The sequence below is a fragment of the Microlunatus antarcticus genome (assembly GCF_014193425.1).
GTDB classification, from domain to species: domain Bacteria; phylum Actinomycetota; class Actinomycetes; order Propionibacteriales; family Propionibacteriaceae; genus Microlunatus; species Microlunatus antarcticus.
In genome coordinates this window covers 3,627,755-3,646,474 of sequence record NZ_JACHZG010000001.1, presented here as the reverse complement: position 1 = coordinate 3,646,474, position 18,720 = coordinate 3,627,755, and the positions used below count along the sequence as shown (strand labels likewise).

General features: G+C 72.7%; 22 protein-coding genes. 14 read left to right on the top strand and 8 right to left on the bottom strand.

Annotated elements, in window-relative coordinates:
• Positions 1 to 48 precede the first annotated feature (48 nt).
• Positions 49 to 945, bottom strand: a complete 897-nt coding sequence (locus FHX39_RS17130; protein ID WP_183340391.1) for a hypothetical protein — start codon at positions 943 to 945, stop codon at positions 49 to 51.
• Positions 946 to 956: 11 nt separating this feature from the next.
• The gene (gene dapD / locus FHX39_RS17125) at positions 957 to 1,919 is read right to left on the bottom strand and encodes a 2,3,4,5-tetrahydropyridine-2,6-dicarboxylate N-succinyltransferase (protein WP_183340389.1); all 963 of its coding nucleotides are present in this window, start codon (positions 1,917 to 1,919) and stop codon (positions 957 to 959) included.
• A gap of 43 nt (positions 1,920 to 1,962) precedes the next feature.
• On the opposite strand from dapD, the gene dapE reads away from it, so the two are divergent.
• On the top strand, positions 1,963 to 3,057 hold the full coding sequence (gene dapE / locus FHX39_RS17120) for a succinyl-diaminopimelate desuccinylase (protein ID WP_183340387.1): 1,095 nt from the start codon (positions 1,963 to 1,965) through the stop codon (positions 3,055 to 3,057).
• A 3-nt stretch (positions 3,058 to 3,060) separates the two neighbouring features.
• Here dapE and FHX39_RS17115 read toward each other — a convergent pair whose 3' ends face one another.
• Positions 3,061 to 3,363: a hypothetical protein gene (locus tag FHX39_RS17115; RefSeq protein WP_183340386.1), complete on the bottom strand. Its 303-nt coding sequence runs from the start codon at positions 3,361 to 3,363 to the stop codon at positions 3,061 to 3,063.
• Positions 3,364 to 3,432: 69 nt separating this feature from the next.
• On the opposite strand from FHX39_RS17115, the gene FHX39_RS17110 reads away from it, so the two are divergent.
• Genes FHX39_RS17110 through FHX39_RS17090 form a run of 5 tightly spaced genes read left to right on the top strand, consistent with a single transcriptional unit; the run spans position 3,433 to position 5,904 of the window.
• A complete protein-coding gene (locus FHX39_RS17110) occupies positions 3,433 to 4,194 on the top strand; it encodes an LOG family protein (protein WP_408631493.1) in 762 nt (253 codons plus the stop codon).
• 36 nt (positions 4,195 to 4,230) lie between these two features.
• Positions 4,231 to 4,587, top strand: a complete 357-nt coding sequence (locus FHX39_RS17105) for a DivIVA domain-containing protein (RefSeq protein WP_183340384.1) — start codon at positions 4,231 to 4,233, stop codon at positions 4,585 to 4,587.
• Positions 4,584 to 5,069 carry an SRPBCC family protein gene (locus tag FHX39_RS17100; protein ID WP_183340383.1) on the top strand — a complete coding sequence of 162 codons (486 nt, stop codon included), beginning with the start codon at positions 4,584 to 4,586 and terminating at the stop codon, positions 5,067 to 5,069. The genes FHX39_RS17105 and FHX39_RS17100 overlap by 4 nt, the downstream gene beginning before the upstream one ends.
• A complete protein-coding gene (locus FHX39_RS17095; protein ID WP_332836898.1) occupies positions 5,059 to 5,682 on the top strand; it encodes a DNA-3-methyladenine glycosylase I in 624 nt (207 codons plus the stop codon). Before FHX39_RS17100 ends, FHX39_RS17095 begins: the two co-directional genes overlap by 11 nt.
• A gap of 54 nt (positions 5,683 to 5,736) precedes the next feature.
• Positions 5,737 to 5,904, top strand: a complete 168-nt coding sequence (locus FHX39_RS17090; RefSeq protein ID WP_091075091.1) for a DUF3117 domain-containing protein — start codon at positions 5,737 to 5,739, stop codon at positions 5,902 to 5,904.
• 102 nt (positions 5,905 to 6,006) lie between these two features.
• Here FHX39_RS17090 and glgA read toward each other — a convergent pair whose 3' ends face one another.
• A complete protein-coding gene (gene glgA / locus FHX39_RS17085) occupies positions 6,007 to 7,266 on the bottom strand; it encodes a glycogen synthase (RefSeq protein WP_183340382.1) in 1,260 nt (419 codons plus the stop codon).
• Between the two features lie 81 nt (positions 7,267 to 7,347).
• Between glgA and glgC the strand changes: the two genes are divergently transcribed.
• Together glgC and FHX39_RS17075 are read left to right on the top strand one after the other, a co-directional pair.
• Complete coding sequence (glgC, locus tag FHX39_RS17080) at positions 7,348 to 8,568, top strand: glucose-1-phosphate adenylyltransferase (protein ID WP_183340381.1); 1,221 nt, start codon at positions 7,348 to 7,350, stop codon at positions 8,566 to 8,568.
• A 274-nt stretch (positions 8,569 to 8,842) separates the two neighbouring features.
• On the top strand, positions 8,843 to 9,127 hold the full coding sequence (locus tag FHX39_RS17075; protein ID WP_183340379.1) for a DUF1540 domain-containing protein: 285 nt from the start codon (positions 8,843 to 8,845) through the stop codon (positions 9,125 to 9,127).
• Between the two features lie 158 nt (positions 9,128 to 9,285).
• Here FHX39_RS17075 and FHX39_RS17070 read toward each other — a convergent pair whose 3' ends face one another.
• The gene (locus FHX39_RS17070; RefSeq protein WP_332836897.1) at positions 9,286 to 9,978 is read right to left on the bottom strand and encodes an O-methyltransferase; all 693 of its coding nucleotides are present in this window, start codon (positions 9,976 to 9,978) and stop codon (positions 9,286 to 9,288) included.
• A 103-nt stretch (positions 9,979 to 10,081) separates the two neighbouring features.
• Between FHX39_RS17070 and FHX39_RS17065 the strand changes: the two genes are divergently transcribed.
• The 6 genes from FHX39_RS17065 (at position 10,082) to FHX39_RS17040 (ending at position 15,325) form a co-directional block, all read left to right on the top strand.
• Positions 10,082 to 10,303, top strand: coding sequence for a biotin/lipoyl-binding carrier protein (locus FHX39_RS17065; RefSeq protein ID WP_183340377.1), 222 nt, complete (start codon positions 10,082 to 10,084; stop codon positions 10,301 to 10,303).
• 105 nt (positions 10,304 to 10,408) lie between these two features.
• Entirely contained in the window at positions 10,409 to 11,326 is a 918-nt protein-coding gene (gene dapA, locus FHX39_RS17060; RefSeq protein ID WP_232530650.1) for a 4-hydroxy-tetrahydrodipicolinate synthase, read from the top strand.
• Between the two features lie 198 nt (positions 11,327 to 11,524).
• On the top strand, positions 11,525 to 12,187 hold the full coding sequence (sigE, locus tag FHX39_RS17055) for an RNA polymerase sigma factor SigE (RefSeq protein WP_332836896.1): 663 nt from the start codon (positions 11,525 to 11,527) through the stop codon (positions 12,185 to 12,187).
• Between the two features lie 7 nt (positions 12,188 to 12,194).
• Positions 12,195 to 13,688 (top strand): anti-sigma factor family protein, encoded by a 1,494-nt coding sequence (locus FHX39_RS17050; protein ID WP_183340372.1) that lies wholly within the window; start codon positions 12,195 to 12,197, stop codon positions 13,686 to 13,688.
• A gap of 1 nt (position 13,689) precedes the next feature.
• A complete protein-coding gene (locus tag FHX39_RS17045; protein ID WP_183340370.1) occupies positions 13,690 to 14,898 on the top strand; it encodes a S1C family serine protease in 1,209 nt (402 codons plus the stop codon).
• A gap of 1 nt (position 14,899) precedes the next feature.
• A complete protein-coding gene (locus FHX39_RS17040) occupies positions 14,900 to 15,325 on the top strand; it encodes a twin-arginine translocase TatA/TatE family subunit (protein ID WP_183340368.1) in 426 nt (141 codons plus the stop codon).
• A 174-nt stretch (positions 15,326 to 15,499) separates the two neighbouring features.
• On the opposite strand, the gene FHX39_RS17035 is transcribed toward FHX39_RS17040, so the two are convergent.
• From FHX39_RS17035 to FHX39_RS17025, 3 genes are read right to left on the bottom strand one after another with little or no spacing between them, the layout of a single operon-like run.
• Positions 15,500 to 16,663, bottom strand: a complete 1,164-nt coding sequence (locus FHX39_RS17035) for an Mrp/NBP35 family ATP-binding protein (protein ID WP_183340366.1) — start codon at positions 16,661 to 16,663, stop codon at positions 15,500 to 15,502.
• Positions 16,664 to 16,699: 36 nt separating this feature from the next.
• On the bottom strand, positions 16,700 to 17,341 hold the full coding sequence (locus tag FHX39_RS17030) for a DUF1003 domain-containing protein (protein ID WP_183340364.1): 642 nt from the start codon (positions 17,339 to 17,341) through the stop codon (positions 16,700 to 16,702).
• Complete coding sequence (locus FHX39_RS17025; RefSeq protein WP_183340362.1) at positions 17,328 to 18,656, bottom strand: magnesium transporter MgtE N-terminal domain-containing protein; 1,329 nt, start codon at positions 18,654 to 18,656, stop codon at positions 17,328 to 17,330. The genes FHX39_RS17030 and FHX39_RS17025 overlap by 14 nt, the downstream gene beginning before the upstream one ends.
• Between the last annotated feature and the right edge of the window lie 64 nt (positions 18,657 to 18,720).

Genomic DNA, 18,720 nt, shown 5'->3' with positions numbered 1-18,720 from the left:
GACGTTCTGACGCCGCACCCCCCGTGGTGGGTCTGCGGCGTCAGGAGCTCAGCGGACCGTGACGCGCACGGTCCGACCGGCGTCGCCCTGCTTGACCCAGGTGGGCAGCGAGAACTGGTCGGTCGTCCAGACCCGGTCGTCCACCTCGACGGTGACCACGCCGTGGCGGCCCGCGTTGGCGACGGCGTACTGCGCGTACGCCCAGGCCAGCCGCTGGGTCTTCGCCTTGACGGTCACGACCTTGTCCGTCGTCGTCGTGCCCACACGGAACGTCTCCTCCAGCGACTCCGCGAGCCCGTCGGCGTCGCCGTCGACCTCGTCGTGGACGAGGCAGGTGACGGCCCGTGCCGTCTGGCCGGTGAGCGCGCTGGCCAGCACGCGCGCGTCCGGCTCGTGGTCGCGGTAGGCGTCCGGGTAGGCGCTGCGCTGCACGGCCTGGGCGACCTTGGTGATGTCCCGGCTCTCCCAGTCGCGCACGCGGACGAGCGCGTTGTAGAACTTCGTCGTGGCGTAGTACGGGTCCATCAGCTGCTTCTCGGTGCCCCAGCCCTGCGACGGGCGCTGCTGGAAGAGACCGACCGAGTCGCGGTCTCCGTAGTCCAGGTTCCGGATGCCGGTCTCCTGGTAGACCGTCGCCATCGCGATCGAGCCCGCCCGCGGGGCGAGCTCGCGGCGTACGGACAGCCCGACGACGATCGAGGTGTAGTGCGCCTGGTCGAGGTCGAGCACCACGTCCCGGTCGCCGACGGTCGCGACGCACCGTTCCTCGCCGGGGAGCGGCGCGACGACGCCCCGGTCGCGCAGCCAGCCGCGCACGCCGAGCGCGGCGACGACCACGAGCACGGCGACCACGCCGAAAGCGACGAGCGTGACGAAGCGGCGGCGGGCGTACGGCGGCCGGCCGCGGGCGCGCGACCGCCCGGACGCAGGTGCTCGACCAGGCATCGGGTCCACGCCTACTGGTGGCTGTGCAGCGCCGCGTTCAGCTCGACGGACGCTCCGGCGCGGCGGCGCACCTCGATGGCTCCGCTGACGGAGTTGCGCAGGAAGAGCAGGCCCGGCTCGCCCGAGAGCGTGGTCGCCTTGACGACCTGCCCGTCGGGGAGGGTGACCTTGGTGCCGGCGGTGACGTAGAGGCCGGCCTCGACCACGCAGTCGTCGCCGAGGGAGACGCCGATGCCGGCGTTCGCGCCGACGAGGCACCGCTCGCCGATCGAGATCCGCTCGGTGCCGCCGCCGGAGAGCGTGCCCATCACCGAGGCGCCGCCGCCGATGTCGGAGTCGCTCCCCACGACCACGCCGGCCGAGATGCGTCCCTCGACCATCGACGTGCCGAGCGTGCCGGCGTTGAAGTTCACGAAGCCCTCGTGCATCACGGTCGTCCCCGCGGCCAGGTGGGCGCCGAGCCGGACACGGTCGGCGTCGGCGATCCGGACGCCGCCCGGCAGGACGTAGTCGACCATCCGGGGGAACTTGTCGACCCCGTGCACGGTGACGTGGCCGTACGCCGCGCGCAGCCGCCACCGTGTGGTCTCGAAGTCGGCCACGGCGCACGGGCCGGCGCTCGTCCAGGCGACGTTCGGCAGGACGCCGAAGATCCCGTCCAGGTCGATCGAGCGCGGCGCGACGAGCCGGTGGCTCAGCAGGTGCAGGCGGAGGTACGCGTCCGAGACGTCGGCCGGCGGTACGTCGAGGTCGATCTCGACCCGGCGCAGCTCGACACGGACGTCGCGGACGTCGTCGGTGCGCTGCGCCTCCTCCCACAGGGCCGTCGGCGGCTCGTCGGAGGCGGCGCCCAGCCGCGGGTCCGGGAAGGAGGTGTCGAGCACGCCGCTCGCGTGCACCGTGGCGAGGCCCCACCCCCAGGCGAGCCGTCGCCCGGCGTCGGTGGCAGCGTCAGACCTGTCCCCGGGAGTCATGCACCCAAGGTTAGGGGGACCGTACGTCGGTAGGGTCGCGCTCATGCCCGCGTCGCCCCCGGAGTCCCTGCCCGCGCTCGACCTCACCGGTGACCTCACGGAGCTGCTGGTGGCCCTGGTCGACACCGAGTCGGTGAGCGGTGACGAGGCCCGCATCGCAGACGCGATCCAGGCAGCGCTCGAGCCGCTCGACCACCTCGAGCTGATCCGCGACGGCGACGTCCTCGTGGCGCGCACGCAGCTGGGTCGCGCCGAGCGCGTGGTGCTGGCCGGGCACACCGACACCGTGCCGATCGCCGGGAACGTGCCGTCGACGACCACGGGCAAGGGTGACGACCGCGTCGTGCACGGCCGCGGCAGCTGCGACATGAAGGGCGGCGTCGCCGTCCAGCTCGCGGTCGCCGCCGCGCTGCGCGAGCCGGCCCGCGACCTCACCTTCATCTTCTACGACCACGAGGAGGTCGAGGCCAGCCTCAACGGCCTCGCCCGGATCGGCCGCGAGCGCCCCGACCTGCTGGCGGCCTCGTTCGCGGTGCTCCTCGAGCCCACGAACGCCCGCGTCGAGGGTGGCTGCCAGGGCACGATGCGCGCCGAGGTGACGCTGACCGGCGTCGCCGCGCACTCCGCCCGCTCCTGGATGGGGAGCAACGCGATCCACGCCGCCGGCCCCCTGCTCGAGCGCCTGGCCGCCCACACCTCCGCCCAGGTCGAGGTCGAGGGCCTCGTCTACCGCGAGGGCATGAACGCCGTCCGCATCGCCGGCGGGATCGCCGGGAACGTCATCCCCGACCGCTGCGTGGTCGAGGTCAACTACCGCTTCGCGCCGGACAAGGACGACGCGCAGGCCGAGGCGTACGTCCGCGAGGTCCTCGACGGCTTCGACCTCGAGATCACCGACGTCGCGACCGGCGCCCGGCCCGGCCTCGACCGGCCCATTGCCGCGGACTTCCTGGCCGCCGTCGGCGGCGAGGCGCACCCCAAGTTCGGCTGGACCGACGTCGCCCGGTTCTCGGCCCTCGACATCCCCGCCGTGAACTTCGGCCCGGGCGACCCGAGCAAGGCCCACGCCGACGACGAGTTCTGCCCGACGGCCGACCTGCACACCTGCCGCGACGCGCTCCTGCGCTGGCTGGGCTAGCCGCTAGCGCAGCTCCTGGTCCGTCGGCTCGCCCCGTCCGCGCGCGGACCAGGCCGGGTCCACCCACTCGCCGAGGAGGTTCGCCGCGATCAGCGTCGGGCCCGCGGGGTCCCACAGCAGCACGACGCCCGGAGCCTGGGTGAGGGCCAGGAGCGGCGCCATCTGGACGGCGGGCACCTGGAGGGTGTGGCGCGCCTCGTCCTCGGTCACCACCAGCAGCTCGAAGGCGACGCCGTCGTGGCGACCCACCGTCCAGTTCGCGTTGACGTAGACCACCCGCTGCGTGTCCGTGCTCGCTCCCGCCATCGCCCGAGCATGGCACCGGGTGGTCGCCGGAACCGGCGCGGCTCGACCTCCGCGATTAGGGTCCCGTCTGTGACGGAACCGACCCAGAGCAAGCGCTTCGTCCAGGGCGCGGTCGTCCGGGGCAGCACCCAGCACCCCGGGACGACCACCGACCAGCGGCTGCTGGAGTCGCGCGGCCCGACCGACTGGGTGCACACCGACCCGTGGCGGGTGCTGCGCATCCAGGCCGAGTTCGTCGACGGCTTCGGCACCCTGGCCGAGCTGGGCCCGGCGACCGCGGTCTTCGGGTCCGCCCGGACGAAGGCCGACCACCCGTTCTACGCCGCCGCCGAGCAGATCGCGGCACGGCTGGCGCAGGCGGGCCAGGCCGTCATCACGGGTGGCGGCCCGGGGATCATGGAGGCGGCGAACAAGGGCGCGGCCGAGGCCGGCGGCGTGTCCGTCGGGCTGGGGATCGAGCTGCCGTTCGAGACCGGGCTCAACCCGTACGTGAACCTCGGCATCAACTTCCGCTACTTCTTCGCCCGCAAGACGATGTTCGTGAAGTACTCCCAGGGCTTCGTCGTGCTGCCGGGCGGGTTCGGCACCCTCGACGAGCTCTTCGAGGCGCTGACGCTGGTGCAGACACGCAAGGTGACCTCGTTCCCGGTGGTGCTCTTCGGTACTGCCTACTGGTCCGGGCTCCTCGGCTGGCTGCGCGAGACCGCGCTAGAGCAGGGGACGATCTCGGGGCCCGACCTGGAGATGTTCGTCGTGACCGACGACGTCGACGAGGCGGTCGCCGCCGTGGTCGCCTCGCCCGGGCCCGTCGCGGCCGAGCGCCCGGAGTAGCCCGCCGCCGCTGCCCGGCGTGGCACGATCGTGGCCATGGAGTGGTTCATCGCCGCGGTCGCCGTCGTGGCGCTCGGCGTGGCGGCGGTGGTGGCCGCGGGAGGCGGAGGATCGATGGCGCGGGAACCGGTGCGTGACACGTTCGACGCGACGTTGCCGGACGGCCGGTTCGACGGGGACGCCGTACGGCAGCTCCGGTTCGGCGTGGCGCTCCGCGGCTACGCGATGGACCAGGTGGACGCCGTGCTCGACCGGCTCGCCGGCGACCTCGAGGCCCGCGACGTCCGGATCGCCCAGCTCGAGGCGCAGCTCGGTGCGCCCGGCGGGGTGGCCACCGAAGCGACCGGGGGACCGCTCGAGAGCGCGCCGGCCACGTGGGAGCAGCCGCGATGACCCTGCGTCTGGAGGTGTCCCGCGCGCTGGCCGCGAGCCCGGAGCGGGTCTGGGACGAGCTCGTGGACTGGCCGGGCCAGGACCGGTGGATCCCGCTCACCCACGTCCGGGTCACGGGCGGACCGGCGCGAGGCCTGGGCACCCGTGTGTCGGCGCTGAGCGGCTTCCGCCTGGGCGGCCTGCCCGTCGGCCTGCTCGACCGGTTCGTCGTCACCGGCTGGACGCCGCCCGGCACCCAGGTGGGCGACCCGCCGGGCGAGCTCGCCGTGCTGCACCTCGGCCCTTACTTCACCGGCGAGGGGTCGTTCAAGGTCCTGCCCGACCCGGTCGGGGCGCGCCTCGTCGCCACCGAGGTCTTCTCGGTGCCCGGTGGCGCTCCCGTCGAGGCGCTCCTGCGGCTCGCCCTGCCCGTCATGCGGCGCGGGTTCGCGGCCAGCCTCGACACCTTCGCGGGTCTCGTCGAAGCGCCCCGTGCCTCCTGATCCCGACGACGTCCGCGGTCCCGACGGGCTGGTGCGATGCCCGTGGTCGCTGTCGGCGCCGGAGTACGTCGCCTACCACGACACCGAGTGGGGGTGGCCGGTCCACAGCGTGGCCGGGCTCTACGAGCGCCTGACGCTGGAGGCGTTCCAGTCCGGGCTCTCCTGGATCACGATCCTGCGCAAGCGCGAGAACTTCCGGCGCGCGTTCGCCGGCTTCGGGCCCGAGGTCGTCGCCGGCTTCGACGAGGACGACCGGGCCCGGCTGCTCGCGGACGCCGGCATCGTGCGGAACGTCGCGAAGATCGACGCCGCGATCGCCAACGCCCGGGCTGTCGCCGAGCTGGGGGAGGGGTTCGTCGACCTGGTCTGGTCGTTCCGGACGCCGTCGCCGCGTCCGGGGCCCGACGAGTTCCGCGCCGTCACCCCCGAGTCGACCGCGCTGGCCAAGGCGCTGAAGGCTGTGGGGATCCGCTTCGTGGGGCCCACGACGGCGTATGCGCTCATGCAGGCGACGGGTCTGGTGGACGACCACCGCAGCGACTGCGAGGTCCCCCAGGAGGCCGTCCTGCACGCCGCGGTGGAGGCTGTCGTCGCCCACCGTGCGAGAACGTAGGGCCGTACGCGATAATTGCGGAGTTCCACGATCCCTAGCAGATGAGGATGCACGATGGCAGCGATGAAGCCGCGTACCGGTGACGGACCGATGGAGGTCACCAAAGAGGGTCGCGGGATCGTCATGCGCGTTCCGCTCGAGGGTGGCGGTCGTCTCGTCGTCGAGCTGAACGCCACCGAGGCCACCGACCTCGCCGAGGCGCTCAAGGGCGTCATCGGCTGAGGCGACCCGCTCCAGATACCGCCACAGGCCCCGCGCACCAGCGCGGGGCCTGTGGTGTACCCGGACGGTTCCGGAACGCGCTGACGCGTTGGCTCGAACCCGTCAGCGACCCGCGTGGTACGCGATGGCCGCGCGGTAGACCTCGACGGTCTGGGCGGCGATCTTGCCCCAGCTGAACTCGTCCACGCAGCGCTGGCGCCCCGCGAGGCCGAAGGCCTTCGCCTTCTCCTGGTCGGCGGTCAGCGCGTTCACGCGGGCGGCGAACTCGGCCTCGAACGCGGCCACGAAGTCCGCGTCGCCGGCGCGCGCCGGGTCGTACGGCACGAGGTAGCCGGTCTCGCCGTCGACGACCACCTCGGGGATGCCCCCGACCGCGCTGGCGACGACCGCGGTCTCGCAGGCCATGGCCTCGAGGTTGACGATGCCGAGCGGCTCGTAGACCGAGGGGCAGGCGAAGACCGTCGCGTGCGAGAGGATCTGGCGCACGCTGGCCCGGGGGAGCATCTCCTCGATCCAGATGACGTTCCCGCGGCTCGCCTGGAGGTGGGAGAAGGCGTCGCCGATCTCGCGGGCGATCTCCGGGGTGTCCGGGGCGCCGGCGAGCAGGACGAGCTGGGTGTCGGGGTGGAACTGCTCCGCCGCGCGGACGAGGTGGATCAGCCCCTTCTGCCGGGTGATCCGGCCGACGAAGACGACGGTCGGCTTGTCCAGCGCCATCCCGATCGACTCGACGACGTCGGTGCCCAGGTCGGGCGCGAACTCGTCGGTGTCGATGCCGTTCTTGACCACGTGCAGCCGGGCGGGGTCGAGGTTCGTGTACGACTCGAGGATCCCGGTCTTCATGCCCTCGCTGACCGCGATGACGGCGTCGGCCGCCTCGAACGCGGTGCGCTCGGCCCATGAGGAGAGGCGGTAGCCCCCGGCCAGCTGCTCGGCCTTCCACGGCCGGTGCGGCTCGAGCGAGTGCGCGGTCACGACGTGCGGGACGTCCTGGAACAGGCCCGTCAGCAGGCCGCCCAGGTTCGCGTACCAGGTGTGCGAGTGCACGACGTCGACCTCGGGCACCGCGGCGACCATGCCGAGGTCGGCCCCGAAGACCCGGATGGCGGCGTTCGCCCCGGCGGGGTAGTTCTCGGGGTGCGCGGTCGCGCCCTCCCTGGGTTCGCCCATGCACTGCACGTCGACGTCGACCAGCGCGCGCAGCTGGGGCACCAGCTGCGCGACGTGGACCCCGGCGCCGCCGTAGATCGAGGGCGGGTACTCCCGGGTCAGGATCGACACCGAGAGCCTCCCGTCGGGGGCTGCGGGACCGCCGGTCGCGGTGAGGGTGTCGGCGTCCTGGACGTCGTCGGCAGGGCTCATGGAGGTGAATATCCCACGGGCCCCCCGAGCGCGCACCACCCCGGGTGGCGGGCATCACAGCAGGACCCCTAGGTTTTGCTCATGGCCGTACCACCGAAGGTTCTGTCCATCGTCCTCGCCGGGGGCGAGGGCAAGCGTCTGATGCCCCTGACCGCGGACCGGGCCAAGCCGGCCGTCCCGTTCGGCGGCACGTACCGCCTCATCGACTTCGTCCTGTCCAACCTCGCGAACGCCGGCATGCGCCAGATCGCCGTGCTCACGCAGTACAAGTCCCACTCGCTCGACCGCCACATCTCGCTGACGTGGCGGATGTCGACGATGCTCGGGAACTACGTGACGCCCGTCCCGGCGCAGCAGCGGCTCGGCCCGCACTGGTACCAGGGCAGCGCCGACGCGATCTTCCAGTCGATGAACCTGATCATGGACGAGAAGCCCGACTACGTCGTCGTCTTCGGCGCCGACAACATCTACCGCATGGACGTCTCGCAGATGCTCGAGGCGCACATCGACGGCGGCAAGGGCCTGACCGTCGCGGCGATCCGCGTCCCGCGCAACCAGGCGTCGGCGTTCGGCGTGATCGACGCGGCGCCCGACAACAAGATCACCGAGTTCCTGGAGAAGCCGGCCGACCCGCCGGGCCTGGCCGACGACCCGGACTCGTCGTTCGCCTCGATGGGCAACTACATCTTCACCACCGACGCGCTGATCGAGTGCCTCAACACCGACGCCGAGGACGCGGAGTCGCGCCACGACATGGGCGGCGACATCGTGCCCAGCTTCGTCAACCGCGGCGACGCCCAGGTCTACGACTTCACGGCCAACAACGTGCCCGGATCGACCGACCGCGACAAGGCCTACTGGCGCGACGTGGGGACGATCGACGCCTACCACGAGGCGCACATGGACCTGGTCTCGATTGACCCCGTCTTCAACCTCTACAACGCGGGCTGGCCGATCTGGACCTACCCGGTGCAGCAGCCGGCGGCGAAGTTCACGCTGCGCGGTCTCGCGCTCGACTCGCTGGTGAGCCCGGGCTGCATCATCTCGGGCGGCTCGATCGAGAGCTCGGTGCTCTCGCCGAACGTCCGGGTCGACGAGGGCTCCAAGGTGGACCACTCCGTGCTCCTCCAGGGTGTCCGCATCGGGCACAAGGCCGTCGTCCGCAGCGCGATCCTCGACAAGAACGTCGTCGTCCTCGACGGCGCCCAGATCGGCGTGAGCAAGGCCGACGACCTCGCCCGCGGCTTCACGGTCTCCGACAGCGGCATCACCGTCGTCGGCAAGAACATCACGGTGAAGTAGACGCCCGACCGCTCGACTCCGAGAACAGCCGCGTACCTCCGCAACAGCCGCCCAGGTCACGAACAGCCGCACAGGCCGCGACCTGTGCGGCTGTTCCGATCTTGAGCGGCTGTCGTGGTCTGGGCGTCTGAACAGGGCCCTGATCAGGGCAGATGCGGTGAGGGCAGCCTGCCCTACGCCTTCTGAGGGGAGCCTGCGCTTGCTGGCGGGGCGCCTGGAACCGGTCTAGTTTCGGTCTCGTACCCGATCCTGATCGACGCCCAGGAGGCTCCCCATGACCGATGTTCTCGAGATGCCCGCCGTCCACGACTGCTCCGCGACGAGCTGCGCCTACAACGACGACGGCTGCCACGCCTTCGCGATCAGCATGAACGCCGACGCCGCCTGCGCGACGTTCCTGTCCCTCAACGACAAGGGCGGCCTCGACGTCGTCGCCCAGGTCGGTGCCTGCCAGCGGGCCGACTGCGTGAACAACGAGGCGCTCGAGTGCCGCGCCCCGTTCGTGAGCGTCGGGTCTGCCGCCTCGGGCGCTGACTGCCTCTCCTACGTCAAGGCCTGAGGCACTCTCTCGTGAGGGGGGCGACCCCCACACCCCCGCGTGGGTTCCACTCGCTGGCGCTCGCGCAACCCTGACCCGAGCCAGAACGGGGATGGTTCGGCACCGCTACGGTGCCGAACCATCCCCGTTCTGCATCTGCCGGGTGCTGAGGACTCCGCTCAGCGCTTGACCGCCACCAGCAGGCCGTCGCCGACGGGGAGCAGGCTGGCGACGAGGTCCTCGTTCTCCGTGACCGCCTCCAGCGCGCTGCGGACGGAGAGGGTCTCGTCGTCGTCGTTCGCCGGGTCTGCGACGGTGTCGTGCCACAGGACGTGGGTCATGACGAGCAGACCACCGTGGCGCAGGAGCCGCAGGCCCTGGGCGACGTAGTCGGCGTACTCGAGGGTGTCGCCCGCGACGAGGACGAGGTCGTACGCGCCGTCGCTCAGCTTGGGCAGGACGGTGAGCGCGTCGCCCGCGATCAGGCGGAACCGCTGGCTCGCGATGCCCAGCGAGCTGAACGCCTTCCGCGCCTGGCGCTGGTGGTCGGCCTCGAGGTCGACGCTGGTCAGGATGCCGTCGCGCTGCATGCCGGCGAAGAGGGCGAGCCCGGACTGGCCGGTCCCCGTGCCGATCTCGACCACCGCGCGGGCCTGCACGGCCTGCGCGAGGAAGGTCAGCGTGCTGACCGTGCCCCGGCTCAGCGGCTCGACCCCGAGCGGCCCGGTCTCGACGCGCGCCTGTGCCGCCGCATCGCCCTCGGCCGCGAAGTCCTCGGCGAAGGCCCAGGAGACCGGCTTCGGCGCCGCGGCGGGCGAGGTCGGCACGCCGGGGCCGGCGGTGGGGCTGGTGGCAGCAGACGAGGGGCTCACGCCCGCAGCCTATCGGTGCGACGTCGTCCGACCAGCCCTCGGAACAGTGCCTGCGGAGCGGTGCGCGCGACCGGGGCGGCCGGGACTCACTAGAGTGCGCTCCATGAGCCACACCGTCGTCGCCGAGCTCGTCGCGGCCGTGATGAAGGTCGAGGTCGAGGTGGGGCAGCGGGTCGCCTCCGACGACGCGGTGGTCATCCTCGAGTCGATGAAGATGGAGATCCCGGTGCTCGCCGAGGTCGCCGGCTCCGTGGTCGAGATCGTGGTCGAGGACGGGGACGTCGTCAACGACGGCGACCCGCTGGTCGTCATCGACCCGTCCTGAGGGGCTCTGTCCTGAGGGGGGACGACCCCCCACACCCCCCGACTGGGTTCACGTCGCTGGCGCTCCGCGAACCCGTTCCCGATCCCGCTCCGTAGGATGACCCGCATGGCTGCCAAGGCTGACCCGCCGTTCGGGCGGTTGCTCACCGCGATGGTGACGCCCTTCCGTGTGGACGGCTCGGTCGACCTCGACGCCGCCGCAGCCCTCGCGACGTATCTGGTCGACGAGCAGGCGCACGACGGCCTCGTGATCAACGGGACGGGCGGCGAGGCCCCGACCACCACGGACGCGGAGAAGGCCGACCTGGTCCGCACGGTCGTCGACGCGGTGGGCGACCGGGCGCACGTGGTCGCCGGGGTGGGCACGAACGACACCGCCCACACCCTCGAGCTCGCGGCCGCCGCGGAGAAGGCCGGCGCGGACGGCCTGCTGGCGGTGACGCCGTACTACTCCCGCCCCCCGCAGGCCGGGCTCGTCGAGCACTTCCGCACCCTCGCCGATGCGACCGGGCTGCCGGTGATGCTGTACGACATCCCGCACCGGGCCGGGACGGCTCTCGCCAGCGAGACGCTGCTGCGTCTGGCCGAGCACCCGCGCGTCGTCGCGGTCAAGGACGCGAAGAGCGACCTCGTGGCCTCGGCCGGCGTGATGGCGGCCTCCGACCTCGCCTACTACTCCGGCGACGACGCCCTCACCCTGCCGCTGCTGTCGATCGGCGCGGTCGGCGTGATCGGCACCTCGACCCACTTCTGCGGCCCGCAGGCGCGGGCGCTCGTGGAGGCCGCGATCACGGGCGACCCGGCGGAGGCGCTGCGCCTGCACCGCCGGCTGCTGCCGATCTTCGTGGGAATCTTCGCGACCCAGGGCGCGATCCTGGTCAAGGCCGGGCTCGAGCTGCAGGGGCGGGGCGTGGGCGGCGTACGGCTGCCGCTGGTGCCCGCGACGGCCGAGCAGCGTGAGGCGCTGGCCGGCGCGCTGGACGCCGCCGGGCTCCCGTCCGGTCCGGGGTCGGGCGCGGCCTGACCGTCCGACCTCGACGGCCCGGGGAACGTTGCCGCGGGCTGCCTCGTTCGAGGGGCGTACGGATCGTGCTCGCGTCGTGGGGAGGAGGTGCACAGGTTGCTGACAGGTTTCGTCAAGGGGCTGGACAGGTCGCTCCGTCATGGTGAGAGCCCGGTCGCGGCCGTTCCGGCTGCCCCCGCGCTGCAGGAGGCTCTCGCCGTGCGTACCACCACTGGCTCCACCCCCGTCGTCGACGACGCTCCCGCGGTCGCCTGGGAGCCGCCGAGCTGGGAAGAGATCGTGCGTGACCACAGCGCGCGCGTCTACCGGCTCTCCTACCGCCTGACCGGCAACGCGCACGACGCCGAGGACCTCACCCAGGACGTGTTCGTCCGGGTGTTCCGCTCGCTGCACCGCTTCCAGCCCGGCACCTTCGAGGGCTGGCTGCACCGCATCACCACCAACCTCTTCCTCGACGGGGCCCGGCGCCGCCAGAAGATCCGGTTCGACGGGCTCGCCGAGGGCAGCGACGACCGCCTCGCGAGCTCGTGGCCCAACCCTTCGCAGCAGCTCGACGACGCCGATCTCGACCACGACGTGGCCGCCGCCCTCAACGCTCTCGCGCCGACCTTCCGCGCCGCCGTCGTGCTCTGCGACATCGAGGGTCTGACCTACGAGGAGATCAGCGAGGTCCTCGACCTCAAGATCGGCACGGTCCGCAGCCGCATCCACCGCGGTCGCGCCCAGCTCCGCGCCGCCCTCGCGCACCGCCGCCCGACCCTCGAGCACACGCGCTACCTCGGCGTCGACGCCGAGCCGGGACGTTCCACCACCGACGACGACGCAGGAGTCGGCGGACGGGTGCACGCGGTCGCCCCGTGAGCGTCACGTGAGCAGCGCCTGCGACGGCCTGGCCGAGCTCCGCTCCGGCTTCGTCGACGGCGCGCTGTCCCCCCAGGACAGCGAGCGCGTGGCCACGCACCTGGTCGGCTGCGCGGGGTGCCGTGCCGACGTCGCCGAGCTGCGTGCGGTCCGTGACCTCCTCGGCCGGAGCGCCGGCCGCACCGCCCCGGCCCCCCTCTCGGACCGTCTCGTCTCGATCGCCGGCGACGCCTCGGCCCGTCCGTGGACCAAGGCCTTCGACTCCTCCGGCGGGCTCTCCCTGCCCTCCGAGCGCCGCCGGGCCCGCGTCCGGGCCCTGCTCGGGACGCTCGCCGTCGGCGCCGTCCTGACCGCGATCGGGCTGACCGGCTGGTTCGCCGCCCCGACCTCCAACCTGGCCGCGGTCGCCGACCCCGCCGACGAGGCGCAGGCCGAGTTCGGGGCCGCGGCCGCCGAGCTGTCGGTGACCGGCGCGTCGCTCAGCGCCCTGATGCTGCTCGACTCGCTGCCCGAGGCGGCGACGAGCGACGCCGGGATCGTCCGTCCCTCACCGAAGGGCCGCCACTCCGACGACGAGGCCGAGGCGGAACGGATGCTCGACCGCGCGCTCGCCGCGGGACGGACCACGACGGTCAACGGCCAGCAGGCGGTCCTGGCCCAGACGCAGCATCGCCTGCTCGGTGCCCGGGTGCGGATGGACACCCGCAGCACCCAGGGCACGCTCGTCAGCGTCCTCGCCCCGGACGGTTCCACGCTGGCCAGCTCGCTGGCCCCGGCCCAGGTCACCACCGACGAGGGCACCTCTCCGGTCGACCTGATCGCCCACGCGTACGCCCTCAGCTACGACTCGGGCGTGAGCGTCGCGGGGCAGCGGGCCAGCGTCGTCACGGCCAGCGACCAGCACGGCTCTCCGGCCAAGCGCTGGTGGGTCGACGACGACACGGGCGTCCTCCTGTGGCAGGAGAGCTACGACGGCGACCGCCTGAGCACGGCCGCGGGCTTCACCGAGGTCGACGTCGTGCCGTACGCCCGGGTCGGGCAGACCCGGGTCGCCGCCCGCGTCGCCGGCTCCGGCTCGAGCGCCGACGCCGACGCGGACGCCGCCCACCTGGCCAGCTCGGGGTGGTCCTGCGCCGACGAGATGGCGGGGCTCGACCTGCTCGAGGTCAGCACCGACACCCCCACCGACCCGCGGTCGCTGCACGCCGTCTACGGGGACGGGGTGAGCACCGTCAGCGTGCTGCAGCGGCACGGCCGCCTGAGCGGGATCCCGTCCGGCGCACGCTGGGACGACGCACTCGGCGCCTGGCGCCACGACGGCGCGGTGCGGTGGTCGACGTGGCAGTCCGGCGACACCGTCTACACCGTCACGACCGACGGGACCGCCTCGCTGCTGCGTCAGGCGGTCGCCACCTTCCCGCACGCGGGGCCGGTCGAGACGACTACCCTGGGCCGCGTGCGTGAGGGCTGGTCGAGGATCCTCGCCGATCTGAAGGGCTGACATGTCGGACGGCTCGGCCCCGCACCGTACGGGCTCGTCGGACCCGACCCGCTCGGCCTTCGGGGACGACGCTCCCTCCTACCACTGGCCCTTCGGCGAGGCGGTCACGACCGCGCCGGCCCGGCGCTCGCGGCCCCGTACGGGTGGTGTTCTCGCCGGCGCGGCCCTCGTCGCGCTGCTGGTCGGCTCGGGTGCGGGCTTCGGCGCCGCGCGCCTGAGCGCCGACCGCGGGACCAGCGCCCCGTCCGACCCCGTCAGCAGCACCGACCCCGTGCCGGCCCCGCTGCCGCCGGGGGAGACGACCAGCACCGTCGAGGTGGCCCGGCGGGTCCTGCCCGGCACCGTGATGATCGAGGTCGGCTCCGGCAACGGCACGGGCACCGGGTCCGGCTTCGTGCTCGACCGTCAGGGCCACGTGATGACCAACAACCACGTCGTCGCGGGGGCCGCGAGCGGCAGCCGCATCCGGGTCGTCTTCTCCGACGGGCGGCAGACGTCGGCCACCCTGGTCGGGCGCAGCCCCTCCTACGACCTCGCCGTCATCAAGGTGAAGGCGGACGACGCGCTGACCCCCGTCGAGCTCGGCGACTCGCGGTCCGCGCGGGTCGGTGCTCCGGTGGTCGCGGTCGGGTCGCCGCTCGGTCTGCCCGGCACGGTCACGCAGGGCATCGTCTCGGCGCTCGACCGGCCGGTCACCGTGAACGAGTCCGGCAGCGCCGACGCGCCGACGGCCTACATCGACGGCATCCAGACCGACGCGTCGATCAACCCGGGCAACTCGGGCGGGCCGCTGGTCGACGCCGGTGCCCGGGTCATCGGCGTCAACTCCGCCATCCTCACGCTCTCCGCGGGCCAGGGGCAGTCCGGCAACATCGGGATCGGCTTCGCCATCCCCATCAACCAGGCCCGCACCATCGGCGACCTCCTGATCGCCGACGGCAAGGCCACGTACCCCGTGGTCGGCGCCCAGCTGCAGGAGACGGCGAGCGGGGTCGAGCTGCTCAGCGTGGACTCCGGTGGGGCGGCCCGCAAGGCGGGTCTGAGGGCGGGCGACCGCGTGTCGAGCGTCGACGGCCGAGAGGTCGAGACGCGGGAGGAGCTGGTCGTCATCATCCGCACGCACCGACCGGGGGACAAGGTGACCGTCGGCTACACCCGGGGGACCGACGAGGCCGAGGCCGAGCTCACGCTCGGTGGACGGGTGGGCTGACGTGACGCCGCTGCTGCTCGACATCAACGGGCCGGAGTTCGCGCTGCTCCTGGTCCTCGCCGTCATCCTCTTCGGGCCGGAGCGGTTGCCGGACCTGGCCCGCAAAGCCGCCCGGCTGATCAACTTCCTGCGCAGCACGGCCAACAACGCCCAGCAGCAGCTCACCTCGCAGCTGGGCCCCGAGTTCGAGAACCTCGACTTCCGGGACCTCAACCCGCGCTCGTTCATCCAGAAGAACCTGCTCGACAACTCGGTCGTCGCGGACGTCAAGGCCGAGATCGCCGGCGTGGGCGACACCCTCGGCGAGAGCCGTGAGTCCGTCCGCTCCTCGATCGAGGGCGCCAAGGACGTCACCCCGGGCGGCCCCGCCGACGCCATGCGCGCCGCGACCCCGCAGCACACCCCGTACGACGCGGAAGCGACGTAACTTCTGTCCTCGCTCCGCTCGGACGCGGCCCGCGCTCTGGTCCGACGCTTTCGTCGTCTCAGGTGACGACGGAGAAGCGTGTCGTCACCTGCTCCTCCTCAACGCGTCGGCGCACGGACCTGCGGGGGTAGAGCTGACTCGAGGAGGTAGAGCGGACGACGTCGACGGCGTCCCTCAGACCGGCGAGAGTCCCAGCTGACGGCCCAGGAGGTTGCGGCCGCGCGCGGCGAGGCCGTCGGCGAGGTCGATGAGCGCCTTGGCGGCCGGGGTCTCGGGCGCCTCGACGACGATGGGGGAGCCCAGGTCGCCGTTGGCACGGACGGCCGGGTCGAGGGGTACGCGCGCGAGCACGGGCACGTCGTAGCCGAGGCGGATCGTGAGGCCCTGGGCGACCGCGTCACCGCCGCCGGAGCCGAAGACCTCGTGACGCTGCTCCTCCCCGCAGTGCGGGCAGGTCACGGCGAGGTAGGACATGTTCTCGACGACCCCGATGACGCGCTGGTTCATCATCGACGCCATCGTCCCGGCGCGCTCGGCGACCTCGGCGGCCGCCTGCTGCGGGGTGGTGACGACGAGGACCTCGGCGTTCGGGAGCTTCTGCCCGAGCGAGATCGCCACGTCGCCGGTGCCCGGCGGGAGGTCGAGCAGCAGGTAGTCGAGGTCGCCCCAGTAGACGTCGGCCAGCATCTGGGTCAGGGCCCGGTCGAGGATCGGGCCGCGCCAGGCGACGACCTGGTCGCGCTTGGGCTTGAGCATGCCGATGGAGATGACCTTGAGACCCTGGGTCGGGACCGGCATGATCATGTCCTCGACCGCGGTCGGCCGGGAGTCGGCGACCCCGAGCATCGCGGGCACCGAGTGGCCGTAGATGTCGGCGTCCAGCACCCCGACGAGGTGACCCTTGCGGGCCAGCGCGAGCGCCAGGTTGACCGTGACCGAGGACTTGCCGACCCCGCCCTTGCCGGAGGCGACGGCGATGACCTTGGTCAGGGAGCCGGGCTGGGCGAAGGGGATCTCGCGGTCAGGCGTCCCGCCCTTGAGCACGTCGCGCAGGGCGCCGCGCTGCTCGTCGCTCATCACCCCGAGGTCGACGTCGACCCCGCTGATGCCCTCGACGGCCAGGGCGGCGGCGGTGACGTCGCGCGTCAGCGTCTCCTTCATCGGGCACCCGGAGACGGTGAGCAGGATCCGGACGCGGGCGCGCCCGGAGGCGTCGACGTCGAGGGTGTCGACCATCCCGAGCTCGGTGATCGGGCGGCGGATCTCGGGGTCGTTGACCCCGTGCAGCGCGGCGCGGACGCGGGGGACGAGCGGGTGCTCAGCCGTGGTGGTGCTCATGACGCCCAAGCCTAGGTCGGCGTGCGGCGTGCCTGGTCAGCGCGACCGAGCACCGTCGGTGCGCCGACCGGTGTCGCGGGCGAGGCTCTCGCGGCGGTTCCCGTTGCTGCCGCGCCGGTCGGGGCGGTTCAGCTGGTCGGCGCCGTCGTCGTCCTCGTCGGCGTCGAGCTCGTCGATGATCGCCCGGAGCTCGTTGCGCAGCTCGCCGCGCAGGAAGTCGCGGGTCGCCAGCTCACCGACCGACATCCGCAGGCCGGCGATCTCGCGGGCGAGGAAGTCCATGTCCGCCCGGCTCTGCGCCGTCTGCTCGCGGTCGGCCTCCAGGGCGACGCGGTCGCGGGCCTCGGTGCGGTTCTGAGCGAGCAGGATCAGCGGTGCGGCGTACGAGGCCTGCAGGGACAGCATCAGGGTCAGGAAGATGAAGGGGTACTCGTCGAAGCGCGGCCGGTCGGGGCCGAAGGGCACGTTCCACAGGACCCACAGGATGATGATGACGGTCATCCCGATGAGGAACTTCGCCGTCCCCATGAAGCGCGCGAAGCTCTCCGCGAACTTGCCGAACGCGTCGCGGTCCCAGCGCACCGTCGGCAGGACCGAGCGCGTCACCCGGCCCGGGGTGTTCAGGCGCTGCTGCTCGCGGCTGGTGCCGCGGTCGCCGTCGCGCTCAGCCCTGGCCACGCGTCACCGCCCGCCCGGCCCGGGGCGCGGTGGCGCGCTGGTCGTCGTGCGTCGCCTCCTGCGACGGCGCGTCCAGCTGGTTGCCCCGCCAGTCGGCCGGGAGCGCGTGGTCGAGCACGTCGTCGACGGTGATGGCGCCGATGAGGCGGTGGTCGCCGTCGACCACGGGGGCGTTCACCAGGTTGTACGTGGCGAAGTAGCGGCTCACGGCGTGCAGGCCGGCGTTGACGCTGACCGGCTCGATGTCGGTGTCGACGATCGCCGAGACCAGCGTCGAGGGCGGCTCGCGCAGCAGGCGCTGGAAGTGCACCGCGCCGATGTAGCGACCGGTCGGCGTCTCCAGGGGCGAGCGGCAGACGAAGGCCATGCAGGCCAGGGCGGGCGTCAGGTTCGGCTCGCGGATCCGCGCCAGCGCGTCGGCCACGGTGGCGTCGGGGGGCAGCACGACCGGCTCGGGCGTCATCATGCCGCCCGCGGTGAACTCGCTGTAGCTGAGCAGCCGGCGGACGTCGCGCGCCTCGTCCGGCTCCATCCGCTGGAGCAGCACCTCGGCCATGTCGGGGGTCAGCTCGTTGATCAGGTCCGCGGCGTCGTCGGGGTCCATCTCCTCGAGGACGTCGGCGGCCCGGTCGGCGTCGAGGGAGGAGATCAGGGAGACCTGCTCGTCCTCCGGCAGCTCCTCGAGCGCGTCGGCGAGCTTGGTGTCGTCGAGCGCGGAGGCCACCTCGTTGCGCCGCTCCGGCGTCATCTCGTGCAGCTCGCGCGCGACGTCGGCGGCCTTCATGTCCTCGAGCTGGGCGAGCAGCTGCTCGGTGCCCTGCCCGCTCGCGGTCCCCGGCAGGCGGATGTCGCGCCAGTCGACGATCGTCACGTTCCCCGGGCGCCCGAAGCGGCGGGCGACCCCGACGTCGCGCAGCGCGACCTGGGAGAGCTCCCAGTCGTGGCTGCGGACGGGCTGGATCGCGACGTCGAAGATCACGGCCTTGCCGACGTGGTCGAGGCGGTCGACGGTGAGGTCGAAGAGGTCGTCGATCACCAGCGTCTCCGAGTCGCGCCGCTCGAAGCGCCGGGTGTTGACCACACCGGTGATGACGACCTGGAGGGCGTCGATGCTCGACGTGCGGACCATCGGGATGAAGATGCGGTGCCGGGCGAAGAGCTCGACGACCAGCCCCTTGACCCGGGGCGCGAGCATCCCGGCCCGACGCTGCACGAGGACGTCGCGCAGCCGCCCGACCTGGTCGCCCGACGCGTCGAGGACCGGCAGGCCACGGATGCGTGAGACGAAGATCGTGCTCGAGTTCGCGGACGCCACGCGCCGATTATCGTCCTCGCCGGGAGATCTGCCGCCCGACGACCATGCGGACCCCCGCGCGGGA

Coding starts and splice junctions, on each gene's coding strand:
- FHX39_RS17075 (WP_183340379.1), top strand. CDS start 8,843: ATGACCGATGTTCTCGAGATGCCCGCCGTCCACGACTGCTCCGCGACG.
- FHX39_RS17100 (WP_183340383.1), top strand. CDS start 4,584: ATGACCCTGCGTCTGGAGGTGTCCCGCGCGCTGGCCGCGAGCCCGGAG.
- dapE (WP_183340387.1), top strand. CDS start 1,963: ATGCCCGCGTCGCCCCCGGAGTCCCTGCCCGCGCTCGACCTCACCGGT.
- FHX39_RS17130 (WP_183340391.1), bottom strand. CDS start 945: ATGCCTGGTCGAGCACCTGCGTCCGGGCGGTCGCGCGCCCGCGGCCGG.
- FHX39_RS17035 (WP_183340366.1), bottom strand. CDS start 16,663: ATGAGCACCACCACGGCTGAGCACCCGCTCGTCCCCCGCGTCCGCGCC.
- glgC (WP_183340381.1), top strand. CDS start 7,348: ATGGCCGTACCACCGAAGGTTCTGTCCATCGTCCTCGCCGGGGGCGAG.
- dapA (WP_232530650.1), top strand. CDS start 10,409: ATGGCTGCCAAGGCTGACCCGCCGTTCGGGCGGTTGCTCACCGCGATG.
- FHX39_RS17090 (WP_091075091.1), top strand. CDS start 5,737: ATGGCAGCGATGAAGCCGCGTACCGGTGACGGACCGATGGAGGTCACC.
- FHX39_RS17115 (WP_183340386.1), bottom strand. CDS start 3,363: ATGGCGGGAGCGAGCACGGACACGCAGCGGGTGGTCTACGTCAACGCG.
- FHX39_RS17045 (WP_183340370.1), top strand. CDS start 13,690: ATGTCGGACGGCTCGGCCCCGCACCGTACGGGCTCGTCGGACCCGACC.
- FHX39_RS17105 (WP_183340384.1), top strand. CDS start 4,231: ATGGAGTGGTTCATCGCCGCGGTCGCCGTCGTGGCGCTCGGCGTGGCG.
- FHX39_RS17065 (WP_183340377.1), top strand. CDS start 10,082: ATGAGCCACACCGTCGTCGCCGAGCTCGTCGCGGCCGTGATGAAGGTC.
- glgA (WP_183340382.1), bottom strand. CDS start 7,266: ATGAGCCCTGCCGACGACGTCCAGGACGCCGACACCCTCACCGCGACC.
- dapD (WP_183340389.1), bottom strand. CDS start 1,919: ATGACTCCCGGGGACAGGTCTGACGCTGCCACCGACGCCGGGCGACGG.